Here is a 16447-nt window from a genome sequence, read left to right on the forward strand (position 1 = left end):
GCATCGACTTTGTAGTCTACCCTACATTCGAAATGACAATCCCACTTTATACTGTACTACAGAAGGGGATGACCCTGCAGAATATCATAAGGGAGAGGTGTTTGTTTGAATATGGTTACCTTAATCATTCAAATGATTTTAGTTATTATGTTTACATTCTCTGCTGCCATCAAATTTCTCCGAACAAAAACAATGGTTCAGCACTGGAATGAATATCGTTACCCGTTCTGGTTTATGTATGTAGTCGCAACCCTGGAGACGATTGGAGTGATAGGAATACTGGCAGGATTCTGGTACTCCGAACTTTTAAAATACGCTGCTGCATTAATCTCGGTTCTTATGCTTGGTGCCATTCACGCACATCTATTCAGGGCCAAGCATAACCCCTATATGGCAATCAATGCATTTCTAATGTTGGGCTTGTCCATCTTACTTATTATGATGTAACAGCAAACTTACCGTTACTTATTTTGGAAGTAAATTGAATAAGGAAAATTGCTGGGGTCAACCGGCTGACATCATACCGTGGTGGCGAGCAAAAGAAACATACGTAAAGTAGCCCTTTGCGTATGTTTGATTGTTGTGCTAACGGAGACGTTAGTTTAAATATCACTATCGTTTTAATCTGCTGATATAACTACTATCAAGTGCTATTTCTTTTCTGATCGTGTATACCATCACTTGTGATACGGTTCTCCGCAATGTATTTAAGCACAATGTACAATTTGACCATAACCTTTACATCTGTATATAAAGATAAAGCCACTCCGAACAATGGAGTGGCTTCTTTGAACAGACTTCTCTTTATTAAACTCTCGTGTCCCGTAATGCCTTGTGATACGGTTTCCCCACGCTATCTGTAACGATAAGTTTTCATGTAAGTTACTTACAATTCAAAATAGGCAGGAGAAATCAAATCAATCCGATATTAATTTTGAATAGATATTGAGATCGTTAAACTTTCCGTCTACTCTTTCATATTGTCTTAGTGTTCCTTCAAACGTAAAGTTTAGCTTTTGTAAAAGCTTTATTGAATTCACGTTTTCGGGTTCAACTTTTGCCTCGATTCGATTCATCTTTAAAGATGAGAATGCGTAATCTAACAAAGAATAGATAGCTTCTGAAGCATATCCTTTTCCCCAAAATGATTTAGCAATATCATATCCAATTTCTGCTTTTTCATTTTCAAAATCCAAGGAATTATAACCACAGGAACCTATGATTTCATTGGTTTCTATTCTAATTATGGAGAAACGGATAGCCTTTCTTTCTTGAGAAAGGTCATCAAGAAGAGCGATCATTTCTTTTGCTTGATTTTCATTAGTAAAACAACTAACATTCATAAATTTAGTAACATCTGGATCAGACCAAATTTTAAACAAGCTAGACGAATCCGATACCTTCATTTTTCTCAAATGTAAACGTTCTGTGTGTAACTCTGTAATCAATACTTTTACCTCCATTATATTTTAATAGTTAGGTTGAAAATATTGACATCTGTGCATAGTTCAGTCCCTTCATATTTGAAATAGTTTCATTATATAAGAAGTTATAAGCTTTATCTACGCTTAATCCCCCAAAAGCCTATTTATCAATGCCGCTTCAACCTTTATCATCATTTTCTTCTTTGCCACTATTTGTGGTACGGTTCACTACAATTAATCTCAAAATATTTTTGTTACGCAATTTTCGACTTATCCAACAATCTGGTCCTTTTACTGAACAAGAAAAAATCCTGCATTTTCAAAACAGGATTTTTGATCAACCTTCGTTAAAAATTATCGAACTTAATTTTTAATCCGCATTGATTCCTTTTAATCTAGTAGACCTATCCTTCGAAGGTACATCTTGAGTTTATAATCTACTCCCATTCCACTTCCTCAGCCTCCTTTTATACCCTTCTCAATCTCAAATATTCTTTCTCTTTTAACCATAAAAAACACCCCTTTAGATAATCAGATCTAAAGGGGTGAAACAGTACAGCTTTATTTCGAAATAGATATAGTTTTTGTTACAACTGTTTGTTGAAATGCCTGATCATGCTCAACAATAACCATTGTGGGATTAAATTGTTGAATAAGCTCTTCAATCTGCATACGCGAATAAATATCAACAAAATTTAATGGTTCATCCCATATATATAAATGAGCTTTTTCACATAAACTTTTAGCGATAAGCAGCTTTTTCTTTTGTCCACCAGAATAATGAGATATATCTTTCTCAAATTGAATTCGGTCAAAATCCATCTTACGTAGAATGGATTTAAATAACGTCTCATCAATCTCGTGCTCTTCAATAAAGTCCGATAACGACCCCTTCAAATGAGAAGTATCTTGTTGGACATAGGAAATGATGAGTCCTGAACCTACATTAACTGAGCCTGTATGCTGTATTAGATGTCCTAGAATTAGTTTTAGGATACTACTTTTCCCGCTTCCATTCTTTCCATCAAGTACAATTCGGTCCCCTTGTTCAACTATGAAGCTAATTGGTTCATTTACTATTTGGTCATCATACTTAACAGACACATCAGCCAAAACAACCAATTCATTTGACTGAAATTTCAATTGTTCTAATTTTAACGACTCCGTTTTCTCCACATTTTTTAGTAATTTTGACTTTTCTTCAATAGCTTTTTGTTGCCTTGATTCAAGGTTCTTCGCTCTCTTCATCATCTTGGCCGCTTTATGTCCTACAAAACCCTTATCTAACTTAGATCCCGAATTCCTTGTTCCATTTTTGGAAGCTTCCACTTGATGAGACCAACCTGCTGAACGTTGTGAAGACTGTTTTAATCTTCCTATGTCTTTTTGTAGACGCTCATTTGTAGCCTCTTCGTGTTCTTGCTGTCTATCAAAATTTACCTTCCAAGAAGAATAGTTACCACTTTGAACTTCAATATTTGCTCTATTTATAGATAAGATATGGTCAACGCATCCATCTAAAAAGATTCTGTCATGTGAAATCAAAACAAACCCTTTTTTCTTCCTTAGATAATCAGAGACCGTCTTTCGTGCATCAGTGTCTAGATGATTGGTTGGCTCATCAATTAATAGAAATTGACCCTCATTCAAAAACAGTGCAGCAAGCAACACCTTTGTTTGTTCTCCATTTGATAATGTTTTAAATGGTCGATACATGGCCTCGGCATCAACATTTAAATAGGATATTTCACGCAGAAATTCCCAATCTTCTGCTTGGGGACAAATTTCTTCAAGGATTTCATGAGTGAACTTGTTCTTATCCGAAACTGGGTAAGGGAAATAATTAAATTCTACCGAAGAAGTGATTTTCCCACTATACTCATAATTACCTAATAATAAATTAAAGAATGTCGTTTTACCTCGTCCGTTCCTACCAATAAACCCCAGCTTCCAATCCGTATCTATTTGAAAATTTACATCTTCAAAAATATTATCAAAGCTACCTGGGTATGAAAAAGTTAAGTCTTGAACTTTTATCATTGACATAATAATTCCTCCTTTATATATCAACACTTTTCACATAAAGTCGGAATATCCATCAATTTTTAAATTCCTCTATATAAGTTTGATGGATATTAACGACTTATATAGAGCATTACATGTGTAACGATAGTGTCTGAATTACTCATTTTTCTCCCTCCTTTATTTGTTAGGTTACAGTTACGGATTAATAAATATCAACTTACCTATAAGAGAATAAAAAAATCCTCCCAATTTGTAATCGGAAGGATTAGTATTTCACACTTAATAAGTTCTTATTAATCATTGGAATCATGACAAATAAAGTATGAACTGATTTATAAAGATGGATAGACTAACCCTATATTTTGTAGTTTGAAGTTATTAATTTCAAAGTAAAATATAGATTAGTTAATCATTATTCATCCATCAGTCCTCTCATCATTCTATTTTTAGAGTAACATCCTTTTTTATGGAATGCAATATCACAATCCATTTAAAGTTAACACAACAACTTATTTTATTCGTACTTTTTCAGAACAATGACCGCATTGTGCCCACCGAAACCAAAAGAATTGGATAGCCCTATCTTAAGATCTGCTTTACGTGCAACATTCGGCACATAGTCTAAATCACATAATGGGTCACGTTGTTCTTGATTAACGGTTGGAGGAATAATACCTTCTTGAAGAACTTTGGCTAATGCAATGGCTTCCGCTCCCCCTGACGCTCCTAACATATGCCCTGTCACAGACTTATTAGCTGTTATTGGAATCTGGTATGCTTGTGTTCCAAACAGTTTTTTTATAGCCATTGTCTCAGATATATCCCCTACTGCTGTACTCGTTGCATGAGCGCTAATAATATTGATTTGCTCCGTAGAAATATTGGCATCCTTTAAAGCCATTTTCATAGCAAGATAGGCTCCCTTTCCTTCTGGATGTGTAGCTACCATGTGATGGGCATCTGAACTCGCACCGTATCCTATAACCTCCGCATAAATATGTGCATTTCTGCGTTTTGCGTGGGATAGTGATTCAAGAATTAAAATACCTGCTCCTTCTGACATAACGAATCCATCTCGATTGGCATCAAATGGACGACTTGCTTTTGTAGGGTCATCGTTCCTTGTAGATAAAGCGGTCGCATTACCAAAGCTAGCTAAAGACAAGTCGGTTACAGCTGCTTCCGTCCCACCTGCAAAAATGATATCAGCCCCTCCATGACGAATCACTTTTAACGCCTCACCAATGGCTGTATTTCCAATAGCGCAAGCAGAAACAGGTGACATCGTAGGCCCCATTGCACCCCATTTAATACTGATTTGTGCTGAAGCCGCATTTGAAATCATTGCGGGTACGAGAGCTGGACTAACCCTGCCCGGTCCCTTCTCTCGAAAAATATCAACGTTTTGAATTAAAGTCTCTATTCCGCCTATACCTGAGCCAACATAGACTCCAAAACGTTCCGGGTCGATATCATGAATATTTAGATTAGCATCTGCCCATGCTTGTTCAGCAGCAACTAAAGCGAATTGACAAAATCTATCTAAACGCTTGGCATCCTTACGTCCTAGAAGTTCGTCAGCATTAAAATCTTTCACAATTCCTGCAATTTTGGTCTTATGATTACTTACATCAAATGTATCAATGGAAGAAATACCCGACTTACCTTCAACTAGATTTCTCCAAAACTTTTCCACATCATTTCCTAGCGGTGAGACTACTCCCATTCCCGTGATTACCACTTTTTCCAACTCTGGTTCCTCCTAACACAGTAGATTCTTTCTATATTTTCACACGCTAATTATCCTATTACAAGTTGTTGGTTATCCTAGTATAATTGCTACTATGATGATTCTTACCATGATAGGAGATTAGAACTTTGAATAAGCAAACCAGATATGAAGCACTATCTGCATTTTTAAAGTCAAAACGTGCGAACATTAACCCTCAATCTGTTGGATTGCCAATGGGGAGTAGGAGAAGAACTCCAGGCTTGCGAAGAGAGGAAGTAGCACAAATCGCAGGAGTCAGTACCACTTGGTATACTTGGTTAGAACAAGGACGAGACATTAAAGTTTCTTCGTCCGTGTTAGAATCCATTGCAACAGCCCTACAGTTAAATAATGATGAAAGGAAGTACCTATTTGACTTAGCGATAGAAGTAAATCCAAACGTCTCCAAACAGGTAGTTCAACAAATAAAAATCCCTCCTTCTTTAGAGAAAATACTATCCGAACTGAAACATTGTCCTACCTATATTACAGATCGACATTTTCAAATTGTCGGTTGGAACCGTGCAGCAGCCCATGTTTTTTTGGATTTTGAACAAATTCCTTGGGAGCAACGTAACTTGATTCGCTTAGTATTTACAAGAAAAGAGTTAAGGTCACTAGCTGTTAATTGGGAGCATTTTGTAAAAGGGTTTCTTGCTATTTTTCGTGCTTACTACGGTCAATATGTGGGTGATGAATGGTACAACCAATTCCTTGAAGAAATGACCAATCTTCACCCAGAGTTTCAATCTCTCTGGCAAGAAAGTCAAGTAAGTATTGCCCCAGAGGTTCAGATCGAATTTAGACATGCTAAAGCAGGAAAAATGCTTTTTAACCTAACATCCCTACAGGTACAAGGTGATATGGATTTACGGTGCAGTGTGTATACCCCGGTAGAGGAATCCTCTACTGAACTGAAACTAAAACGATTGATGAAAAAAAGCGAAGACTAGATTAACAATTGCTAATTTTTTTATCAAGTACAATTAAAGGGATTATAATCAATCCTTGAAATGATCTGCCTGGTAGTTAAATAAAAAACACACGTTAGGAGTTTTTTCATTGTACTCCTGTCACGTGTGTTTCTTAAACAATTTTATTTTCACTCTACAAAATCATTGTTACCCTACATCTATCCTACTCAACTGTAACTGATTTGGCCAAATTGCGCGGCTTATCAACGTCACAACCACGGTGCAGCGCTGCATAATACGAAATCAACTGCAATGGAATAACCGATACAAGCGGCGTCAGCATCTCATGAACAGCCGGAAGCACGAAACGGTCGCCTTCCTCCTCTATACCTGCCATACTAATCAAGCACGGATTCGCACCGCGTGCCACTACTTCCTTCACATTGCCGCGAATATTCAAGCTCACACTTTTCTGAGTCGCAAGCGCCACAACCGGCGTATCCGTCTCAATCAACGCGATCGGGCCGTGCTTCAGCTCGCCACCTGCGAACCCTTCCGCCTGAATGTAAGAGATCTCTTTCAGCTTCAGCGCGCCTTCTAGGCATACATAATAGTCTACGCCTCGACCAAGGAAGAATGCATTACGATGCGTGCCTAGGAACTCATCTGCGATCTTCTTCATCTCATCCTTGCTATCACACAACGTCTCAATCGCACTCGCTACGATGCCCATTTCCTGCATCAGATCAAAGCCAATATCAAGCCCTTTTGCTTTGGCTGTATCCGCTGCGAGAATCGCCAGCACCGCAATCTGTGCGATGTATGCTTTCGTTGATGCAACCGCGATCTCTGGGCCTGCATACAGCGCCAGCGTGTAATCCGCTTCACGCGACAGGGTAGAGCCTGGAACATTCGTCAGTGTCAGAGCTTTATGTCCCATCTCTTTCACTTTTACAAGCACAGCGCGGCTGTCAGCAGTCTCACCGCTCTGCGAGATAAAGATAAACAGCGGCTTTGCACTGAGAAGCGGCATATTGTAGCCGAACTCGCTCGCAATGTGTACTTCTACCGGAATCCCAGCCATTTTCTCGATGAACTGCTTCCCTACAAGCCCTGCATGATAACTTGTTCCACAGGCTACAATATAAATACGATCTGTTTCTTTCATCGCACGACGAATATCGTCAGCAAGCTTCAGGTCGCCATTTTCTTGTTGATACTTCTGAATGATATTACGAATGACGAACGGCTGCTCGTCGATTTCTTTAAGCATATAGTGTGGGTATGTACCCTTTTCGATGTCGCTTGCATCGATTTCAGCCGTAAATGGCTTGCGGGTAATCACATTCCCTTCCAGGTCTTTAATCGTTACACTGTCTTTTGTGAGAATGACCATTTCTTGATCCATCAGTTCAAGGAATTGGTCTGTGACTTGTAGCATTGCCATCGCGTCACTTGCGACTACGTTACAATCTGAGCCAAGCCCAACTAGAAGTGGACTTTTGTTTTTCGCTACATAGATGACATGCGGGTTCTCCTGATCAATCAATGCCAGCGCATACGAACCTTTCAGCTCTTGCAGTGTTTTGCGGAAAGCCTCTTCTACAGGTAGACCTGTCTCTACGAACTTCTCGATAAGCTGTACAATTACTTCTGTATCTGTATCACTTACGAAAGAAAGGCCCGATAACAAACTGCGTTTTACTTGTTCATAGTTTTCAATCACACCATTATGCACAAGAGTAAAACGTGCTGAACGGCTCTGGTGTGGGTGTGCATTCACACGGTTTGGAATACCATGTGTCGCCCAGCGTGTATGACCGATCCCCACTGTTGCTTTTGCCTGTTCATCTACGATCTCACGAAGTGCTGCGATGCGTCCTTTTTCTTTAAATACTTGCACACCCTCATCGTTGACAACCGCGATCCCGGCTGAATCATAGCCACGATATTCGAGCTTTTCTAAGCCTCGTAGCAAAATTTCTTTCGTATCTTGACTGCCAACATATCCTACGATTCCACACATAATCCGTATATTCCCCTCTCGATTTTACAAAGAAGACGTAGCTGCTTCCATCAGAAACAAGACAGAGCAAACCCCCGCCTCCCATCGTCCCATATTCAACTATCGTATAGACTGTACCTCATTTGGTTTTGACACCAAAATGAGTCGACCGTACTGTCCGTTTGTCCGTTCAGTTTCCTGAGCGTTTTGTCAGACAGCCCTGCGGCGTCGGTCGTTCACCGGGAGGCATCCGCCGAGTCATTCGATAAACCTCCACCTCGTCAACCGCTTCTCTTTTCCCCGTCCATGAAGCGGTCCTGGCGCTTTCCGATTCATTCATTATCCTATGCAGCGAAGCTTGTTTATGGTTTCCTTCTCCTTCCACCCCCTTCTTCAATATTGATACATTACCACAAACATTCTAAGTCAACAATAGAAAAAATAAGGATGCGCAAGAAGTCCTTGCACACCCTTATTTCATCAGTATTTATGAGAGTTCTTTTTCCACTACACTCACGATATGATCAACGTACTGTTTAAGCTCCACTTCATCAGGACCTTCCGCCATCACGCGAACGATCGGTTCGGTTCCAGACGGACGAACGAGCACACGTCCGTTCGTTCCGAGCTTCTCTTCAATCGATTGTACAGCTGTTTGAATCTCGATATTACCTGTGAGTTTGGATTTATCCGCTACCCGCACATTGATCAGAATCTGTGGGAACTGACGCATCGTTTCTGCCGCAATTTCAGACAGCGGCTTTTTCAATTCTGCCACAACATCAAGCAGTTGTAGCCCACTCAGCAGACCATCGCCTGTCGTATTGTAATCGAGGAAAATAATATGACCGGACTGTTCCCCACCAAGGTTATAGCCGCCACGGCGCATCTCTTCCATCACATAGCGATCGCCAACAGCAGTCTGACGCGTTTCAATGCCTGCTGCTTCAAGTGCTTTGTAGAATCCGATATTGCTCATTACAGTGGAGACTACCGTATCGTTTTTCAATTTGCCACGGCGCTTCCAGGCCATCCCGCAGATTGCCATAATGAAATCACCATCTACGAGTTGACCTTTCTCATCTACCGCAATCAGACGGTCCGCATCCCCGTCAAACGCCAGGCCAAGAATAGCCCCCTGTTCCACAACTGTTTGTTGCAGGACTTCCGGGTGAGTCGATCCACAATTTTCATTAATGTTCAATCCGTCCGGGTTGCAAGCAATCGTTACGACATCCGCTTCCATATCAGCAAACAATTGGGCAGCCAGTGCAGATGCTGCACCATTCGCGCAGTCTACCACGATTTTCAGACCATCAAAGCGATGAGTGACGGTACTTTTAAGGAACTGCAAGTATTTCTGGGCTCCTTCTTTATAATTGAGAACCGTGCCGATGTCACCGCCAATCGGACGTGGCAGCTCGTCGATCTCAGCGTCAAGCAGACGTTCGATCTCAGCTTCCTTCTCATCAAGCAACTTGAACCCATCGCCACCGAAAAACTTAATGCCGTTATCCTGCACCGGGTTGTGTGATGCAGAAATCATAATGCCTGCATCAGCTTCCAATGTACGCGTTAAATAAGCGACACCAGGTGTAGAGATTACGCCTAAACGCATAACTTCTGCGCCAATCGATTGCAGGCCTGCGATCAACGCACGCTCCAGCATCGGGCCGGAGATACGTGTATCCCGTCCTACAACTACTTTTGGACGCTCGTTCTTGCTATTCTGTGTGACAACATATCCACCGAAGCGACCTAATTTAAATGCCAGTTCCGGGGTCAATTGTTGATTGGCGATCCCGCGTACACCATCTGTTCCGAAATACTTACCCATACTTTTACCTCTCCTCTCACGACTTCGCAGCCCGGTCATGAATGACGACCGTTGCCTGCAGATCAGTCGTATCACTTGCTAGTGACACGCCAGACGGAAGATTAACCTGTACCGGAGCGGTATATTCGCCCGGTGGTTTATTGCTCATATCGACAGAAGCAGACAACTTGGATTGATCTACTTGCGCAATGGCTTCTTTTGTCCCGACCACGTTACAGTTGATGCGACCTGATTCTGGCTTCACAATCTCAGATGTTTGGCCATCTGCCACACCTTTTATAAATACCGGAATTTCTAGTGACTTACTTACGCGTTGTTCAGAAGCCGGTGTTGTTGCTGATGGCTCCTCCTGCTTCATACTTTCTTTCCCTGCTGTAATTGTCACCGCTACGGTCACACTCGGGCTATCAACACGCGTGACGCCTTTTAGAAGGGGAAGCGGTACTTGAATCGTTTTGGATTCCGTTAGTCCATCCACATTCACAGCCGGAACTGGATAGGCAGACAGAGCATTCAGCATTTCTTGCGTACCGTAGACCGTTATTTCACTCGGACGCACATCAAGCCCTGTTACCCCATAGCCATCTGCTGGTTTTCCTGTAAAGCTCACCTTAAGCGGTACTTTCTTGGATGGCTGTATGGTAAGGGGAACTTGTACATCTACCGACGATGGCGAAGTTTTCGCTGACTCGATTGGCTGTCCACGCCGATCAAGAACACGGACCGGCACGGAAGAGTTCACGGTTTCCGTTGCATCCTCTATATTCACTACAGCTTGTACAAGTCCAATGTTTTTCACTTGGCTTTCCGGCACAGATACCGTTACAGTACGTGGATTCACAATTACGTTTCCTACTTTAGCCACGTCAGGTGATTGTCCCACAACCACTACACGTACATCTTTTTGAACTTTTTGGATTCGCTCAATCGTAACGTTGACGACGCTCGGCGTTACCACAACGTCAAGGCCAGGCGGAAGTCCTTCATACTGAACCGGAACGTCATAACGACCACTCTCATACTTACTCAGATCAACATAGAAGTCAAATTTGTTCTTAGAAAGCAAGGAAGCTAAGGCTAGAATATCACGATTTCCCTTTAGCTCTACCTGGACCGTATCTGGAATGTGAACAATGAATTTACGATCATCGTAACGCGCCCCAAGCTTGACGGATGTGACTTGCGAGGTGACCTGAGGCTGCCCCACTACAGCTCCAGTCGATGATGTGGAACTGTTTGTCACGATCATCCAGAGTAGAATGGCCATCACAAGCGACATGACTTTGACAAATGAGTTGTTACTCAACCATCTATCCATTGCTTTTCACCTTCCGCTGCCAGAGGGACGATGACGGCCTCGCCGGTTTGACCAGGCGCTCAACCAGATATTCAGTCAGCGTCTCTGGCGTGTAATCACGTGTCAATTCGCCATTGCAAGCAATCGACACCTGGCCGGTCTCTTCGGATACGACAAGCGCTAGTCCATCTGAGACCTCACTAAGTCCAATGGCGGCACGATGTCTTGTTCCAAGCTCTTTGGAGATGGTCGGATTCTCTGACAGAGGCAAATAACAGCCAGCTGCCATAACCATATCCTTACGCATGATAACCGCTCCATCATGAAGCGGCGTGTTTGGAATGAAAATGTTAATGAGAAGCTCGGAACTGCTCTGTGCAGTAAGGCTAATGCCTGTTTCAATATAATCTGACAGTCCCGTCTCACGTTCAATAACAATAAGGGCTCCAATCCGGCGTTTCGCCATATAGAACACCGACTTAACGATTCCTTCAATCGTATCAATGGCTGCTTTGTCTTCGAGATTGGAACTACGAGTAAAAATAGACCCGCGGCCAATCTGTTCAAGTGCCCGGCGCAACTCCGGCTGAAAGATGACCAGGATGGAAAACATTCCATACGTAAGAGCCTGATTCATCAGCCAGTTTAGCGTTCGCAGATGTAAAAAGGAACTAGCCACCAAGAGAATAATAACAACCAGTATTCCCTTGAACAATTGCAGGGCCCGTGTACCCCGAAGGAGCAGAACAAGCTTATATATAATATAAGAAACGATCAGAACATCAATTGCATTCGTGATGTAGCCAAGAATATTCCCGGTAAACCCTTCCACTTGCGTACTCCTCCTTTATTAGGATGGGAGGTGGACTGCCTTTGTGACAATCCTCATTACCCAGTATAGCTGTTTTTGTATATACACGCAAAAAAGACACGACATCGCCGCGCCTTCTTCCTCTTTATATTTTAGCGGGTTACAAGGGAATTGAAAACCTTTTTTATACTATACCATACCCATTCTAGTACTTGATGGATCTCCTCTACCTCGCCTGAGATATGAGAAGTGGAAGCCATATACACTTGCCCATCAATCGCCACTACATTGCCCTTTACTTCGCCATCTACGCGAATGTTTCCATTTCGGACAACGATATCTCCCTCTACCGTTTTGCCTGCAGGTACAATAACCGTGTGCTTGGATTCATCCACCTGAAGATTCTGGGCCTGTGCGGCCGACATCTCAAAGCGTCCGACTCCCTGTGTCCACGCCGACATCGTACTCCCCGCCATCAAAACGATAAAAAGGGAAGCAGCAACCAGGAGCGGATGACGCTTAAACTGTTGAAGGAGACGGGTTTTGCGCCGCTCCTGCGGAAGGGCCGCCATGACTCGTTCTGTAAATCCTTCCGGCGCTCTTGTATGACATAGGCCCTGGACAAATACAAGTGTCCGTTTCAATTCTTGAAAGTGCTGCTTGCACGCCGGGCAGGAAGCAAGGTGGGCACGCAGCTGCATCTCTTCTTCTTTGGTCGCATCGCAGTCGAGATACTGATGCATAAGGCGCACAAAATGACGGCAGTCCATACGTATTTCTCCTTTCATTCGCGTTACATGAACCGAAGCTTTTTGCGCAAGGCTTCCCTACCGCGATGAATTCTTGTTTTAATCGTCGAGATCGGCAGCTGTACCACATTGCTAATCTCTTGCAAGCTCAAATCTTCAATGTATCGCAACAGCATAACAGCTCGGTATTTCGGATTTAGGCCCATAATGGCACCCTGTACCTCGTCCTGCAATTCGTCGGTAAGCACTTCTTCTTCTGGGCTCTTGCTCGGGTCGGCCAGTCGTTCATGCCACTCCATGCCTTCGGAACCGGTAATTTCCGCGTCTAGCGACAGACTTTGCTTCCGCTTACGAATCGTATCAATACTTAGGTTAGAAGCAATCCGATAAATCCAGGTTGAGAATTTATACTGTGGGTCATAATTTTCGAGATTGGAATACACACGCAAAAACGTCTCCTGGGCTACATCTTCCGCTTCCTGTCGATTGCCCAGCATCCGATACGAAACATGGTATACCCTGTCTTTGTAAAGATTGACAAGTTCAGCAAATGCCTCCCTGTCTCCCTGCTTTGCGCGTTTAATCATCCCCTGCTCGGTGCTGTCCAATTGGTCCACATCCTAATCTATTCCTATCTATATTTACGTGCGAATCAATATCAGGTTTCAAAAAAATGAACGAGAATGTCTCAGGCATTCTCGTCTATCGTACATGTCATCATCCCTATTATAGTAGCTTCTCCCCAAATACGGAACCCATAAGTCCAACCGCCACACGCGCTGTTTGGTTCATCCGGTCAAGAATCGGATTTACTTCCACAAATTCAGCACTGGTAAGTACATTTGCTTCTGCCAGCATTTCCATAGCAAGGTGACTTTCTCGATACGTAATCCCTCCAATAACAGGAGTCCCCACTCCTGGACAATCATGCGGGTCAAGCCCGTCAAGGTCCAAGCTAAGATGAACGCCATCTGTTCCGGTAGTTACGATTTGGAGCGCTTCTTCCATAACACGCCCCATTCCCAATCGATCAATCTCATGCATGGTGAATACTCGAATTCCCTGTTCCTGAATGAATCGTTTCTCTCCCGGATCAAGCGCACGAGCTCCAATTAGTACGACATTTTCTGGCATCAGTTTCCGTTCGCTTCCACCAATTTCCGTCAGCCTCTCATGTCCATGTCCAAGACTTACAGCTAGCGACATGCCATGAATATTACCTGAGGGTGACGTACTGGCTGTATTCATATCGCCATGCGCATCGAACCAGATCACTCCCGTATTTGGACGATGCTGCAATACACCTGCAATCGTTCCAATCGCAATGCTATGATCCCCTCCGATAACAAGTGGAAAATATCCTTTTTCTATCTGCGTGGATACAGTCTCGCATAATTGCTGATTCACACGCGCAATTTCGTCAACGTATTTCAGGTGTGTTCCAGGTGTAGCCTGCTGCTTTTGCCGCTGCACAATGATATCCCCTTCATCATGAACCACATAGCCAAGCATCTCTAAACGAGACTCAATACCTGCATAACGGATCGCACTTGGTCCCATATCGACTCCCCTACGATCTGCGCCAAGATCCATCGGAACTCCGATCAACGAAATGTTGTGATTACGCATCGGATTCATCGCTGCACACCTTTCCTTTTCATCAGTTACCCTATTGTAATGCGTATGTAAGCACTAACGAAACTTGACAGGTTCCTGAATTGTACAGATGATATGAACATTATTCCCTTTATTGAAACATTTACCAAATACATCTCGTATATATGATATACCATCATAAAATGGAGGCCTGTTTATGAAATATACAAAGAAAATCGTCACGGCATTACTTGCAGGAAGTTTCCTTTCGACTACTCCCGTTTTTGCCACCACGCTTCCAGCAACGTCCGGCACTACATCCCCTTCATCCCCTACCGTACAAAAAAACATCCAGGAATCGCTGCAAACACTGTATACACTCGTGCCTGAGTTACGGGATCTTCAATTGAAAGAAAACAATACATACCAAAGGAATCAGACTTCATTTCAAGTGTTAAGTTATGAAGGAAAAGCTGAGAAAGCACATGCAATGGTCGTATTTAATTTAGACACCGGGGAACTGTACCGTTTTACGATCAATCACCCTGACTGGGCTTCAAAAAATACTCCCTCTATTTCTCTCGTGAAAGAAAAAACAACTGAATTTCTAAACAAGATGCTAGGTGAAAAAGAAGCTGAACGCTATCAATTTGATGACGGCGTTGGTTTTATGAGCGGAAGCTCAGGGAGAATGGAAGACGGTAAAGAAGTCGTATTTACCGAAGCGTCCGCTCAATTTAGTCCACTGATACATGGAATCCCATTGAAGTCAAACTACGACATCAGGATGAGTGTGAATGCAGCAGGCCGTGTTACTTCATTCTATAATGAGAATAAAAAAATAAATACAAATCTGTTCCCAGACCCGAAACAGGCCATCCCGAAAGAACAAGCAGAGGAACTATTCCTTACCTCACTGAAACCGGAACTTATATACGATGAAAAACAACCAACTGCAATAAAAATTTTCGGGGACAGGGAAGGCGAACATCCCGTATTAAAATACGTTATGGGAATCTCCCCTACTATCGATGCTATAACAGGCACACCACTAGCATCATATATCCCTCAGGAGCAATTGAACAAAAAACTGTATCCTGTAACACCAAAAGGTCAGACGTTAACCGTTAGGAATGAACAGGAAGCAGCTCAGATACTGAAAAGCGAACTCGGTATGGATGTGTCCGGACTTTCTCTATCCAAGAATAAATATGAGCATCCTTATAGTCTGAGTGCTTCGCAAACCTACACATGGAGCAAACAAGATGACTATACCGAATCATATGATGTGCAAGTAGATACTTCCACCAACCGCGTATTGGCTATCGGTATGCATAGACAAGGAGAAGTCGATACCAGTAAACCTGTTACCAAAAAAATCACAAAAGAAGCTGCCGAACAAATAGCTGTCAAAACGCTAGAAAAGTATCTACCTACCTCTGTAAAAGAAGTACAAGTACGTGACGTATTCAGTGTAGATGAAAATTTTATCCCTGCCTGGGTGGATAAAAGCAAACTAGAGAAAACAACGACTGATATGATAAATACGTATTATGTGTCGATTGCTGAAACACATAATCATATTCCAATTAGCACGCGAACCTACAACATCCACATTGACTACAACAGTGGCGAAGTAATAGATATATCCTTGATTCCCGAAGAAACACGTGCTACCTTGCCAAACTCTAAAAACACAGTCACAAAAGAAGAAGCTGCTAGCGAGTATATAAAGAAGCATCCGTTACAACTTCAATATCATTGGGACTACTATGGTGATCAACTAGCTCCCACTCCGCAACTTGTATATGTACCAACCTACGATTATTCGTACAGCTACATTGATGCCATCAGCGGGCAAACCATAAACGTCCCAAATAAGTAAACACGACAATAAGCAAAGGCACCTCATATGAGGTGCCTTTGCTCTCGTTATATTTTCATGAAGCGGGTGATGGGAATCGAACCCACGTATTCAGCTTGGAAGGCTGATGTTCTACCATTGAACTACACCCGCA

Annotated in this window: 13 protein-coding genes and 1 tRNA gene; 3 read left to right on the forward strand and 11 right to left on the reverse strand. The window is 42.5% G+C overall.

The window, feature by feature from the left end; translation table 11 throughout:
• Window positions 1-111 precede the first annotated feature (111 nt).
• The gene (locus PO771_RS18115) at window positions 112-447 is read left to right on the forward strand and encodes a DoxX family protein (protein WP_336297963.1); all 336 of its coding nucleotides are present in this window, start codon (window positions 112-114) and stop codon (window positions 445-447) included.
• A gap of 470 nt (window positions 448-917) precedes the next feature.
• Here the strand turns inward: PO771_RS18115 and PO771_RS18120 are convergent, their stop codons facing one another.
• The 3 genes from PO771_RS18120 to fabF form a co-directional block, all read right to left on the reverse strand.
• Window positions 918-1448, reverse strand: a complete 531-nt coding sequence (locus PO771_RS18120) for a GNAT family N-acetyltransferase (protein ID WP_272561032.1) — start codon at window positions 1446-1448, stop codon at window positions 918-920.
• 537 nt (window positions 1449-1985) lie between these two features.
• Window positions 1986-3470: an Lsa family ABC-F type ribosomal protection protein gene (locus PO771_RS18125; RefSeq protein ID WP_272561033.1), complete on the reverse strand. Its 1485-nt coding sequence runs from the start codon at window positions 3468-3470 to the stop codon at window positions 1986-1988.
• 493 nt (window positions 3471-3963) lie between these two features.
• Complete coding sequence (gene fabF / locus PO771_RS18130; protein WP_272561035.1) at window positions 3964-5199, reverse strand: beta-ketoacyl-ACP synthase II; 1236 nt, start codon at window positions 5197-5199, stop codon at window positions 3964-3966.
• A 128-nt stretch (window positions 5200-5327) separates the two neighbouring features.
• Here fabF and PO771_RS18135 point away from each other — a divergent pair, with 128 nt between their 5' ends.
• The gene (locus PO771_RS18135) at window positions 5328-6173 is read left to right on the forward strand and encodes a helix-turn-helix transcriptional regulator (RefSeq protein ID WP_272561036.1); all 846 of its coding nucleotides are present in this window, start codon (window positions 5328-5330) and stop codon (window positions 6171-6173) included.
• A gap of 184 nt (window positions 6174-6357) precedes the next feature.
• Here PO771_RS18135 and glmS read toward each other — a convergent pair whose 3' ends face one another.
• From glmS to rocF, 7 genes are all read right to left on the reverse strand, one after another.
• Window positions 6358-8160 carry a glutamine--fructose-6-phosphate transaminase (isomerizing) gene (gene glmS / locus PO771_RS18140; protein WP_272561037.1) on the reverse strand — a complete coding sequence of 601 codons (1803 nt, stop codon included), beginning with the start codon at window positions 8158-8160 and terminating at the stop codon, window positions 6358-6360.
• Between the two features lie 466 nt (window positions 8161-8626).
• Window positions 8627-9976, reverse strand: a complete 1350-nt coding sequence (glmM, locus tag PO771_RS18145; protein WP_272561038.1) for a phosphoglucosamine mutase — start codon at window positions 9974-9976, stop codon at window positions 8627-8629.
• A gap of 16 nt (window positions 9977-9992) precedes the next feature.
• Window positions 9993-11294 (reverse strand): CdaR family protein, encoded by a 1302-nt coding sequence (locus PO771_RS18150; protein ID WP_272561039.1) that lies wholly within the window; start codon window positions 11292-11294, stop codon window positions 9993-9995.
• Window positions 11287-12105: a diadenylate cyclase CdaA gene (gene cdaA, locus PO771_RS18155; RefSeq protein WP_272561040.1), complete on the reverse strand. Its 819-nt coding sequence runs from the start codon at window positions 12103-12105 to the stop codon at window positions 11287-11289. Before cdaA ends, PO771_RS18150 begins: the two co-directional genes overlap by 8 nt.
• Before the next feature lie 131 nt (window positions 12106-12236).
• Window positions 12237-12854 (reverse strand): anti-sigma factor family protein, encoded by a 618-nt coding sequence (locus PO771_RS18160; protein ID WP_272561041.1) that lies wholly within the window; start codon window positions 12852-12854, stop codon window positions 12237-12239.
• 23 nt (window positions 12855-12877) lie between these two features.
• On the reverse strand, window positions 12878-13441 hold the full coding sequence (gene sigW, locus PO771_RS18165) for an RNA polymerase sigma factor SigW (protein WP_272563211.1): 564 nt from the start codon (window positions 13439-13441) through the stop codon (window positions 12878-12880).
• A gap of 118 nt (window positions 13442-13559) precedes the next feature.
• Window positions 13560-14462: an arginase gene (gene rocF / locus PO771_RS18170; RefSeq protein ID WP_272563212.1), complete on the reverse strand. Its 903-nt coding sequence runs from the start codon at window positions 14460-14462 to the stop codon at window positions 13560-13562.
• 184 nt (window positions 14463-14646) lie between these two features.
• Between rocF and PO771_RS18175 the strand changes: the two genes are divergently transcribed.
• A complete protein-coding gene (locus PO771_RS18175) occupies window positions 14647-16314 on the forward strand; it encodes a hypothetical protein (protein ID WP_272561042.1) in 1668 nt (555 codons plus the stop codon).
• Window positions 16315-16375: 61 nt separating this feature from the next.
• Here PO771_RS18175 and PO771_RS18180 read toward each other — a convergent pair.
• Window positions 16376-16446: transfer RNA gene (locus tag PO771_RS18180), tRNA-Gly, on the reverse strand.
• Window position 16447 lies beyond the last annotated feature (1 nt).

The organism is Aneurinibacillus uraniidurans (assembly GCF_028471905.1).
GTDB lineage: Bacteria > Bacillota > Bacilli > Aneurinibacillales > Aneurinibacillaceae > Aneurinibacillus > Aneurinibacillus uraniidurans.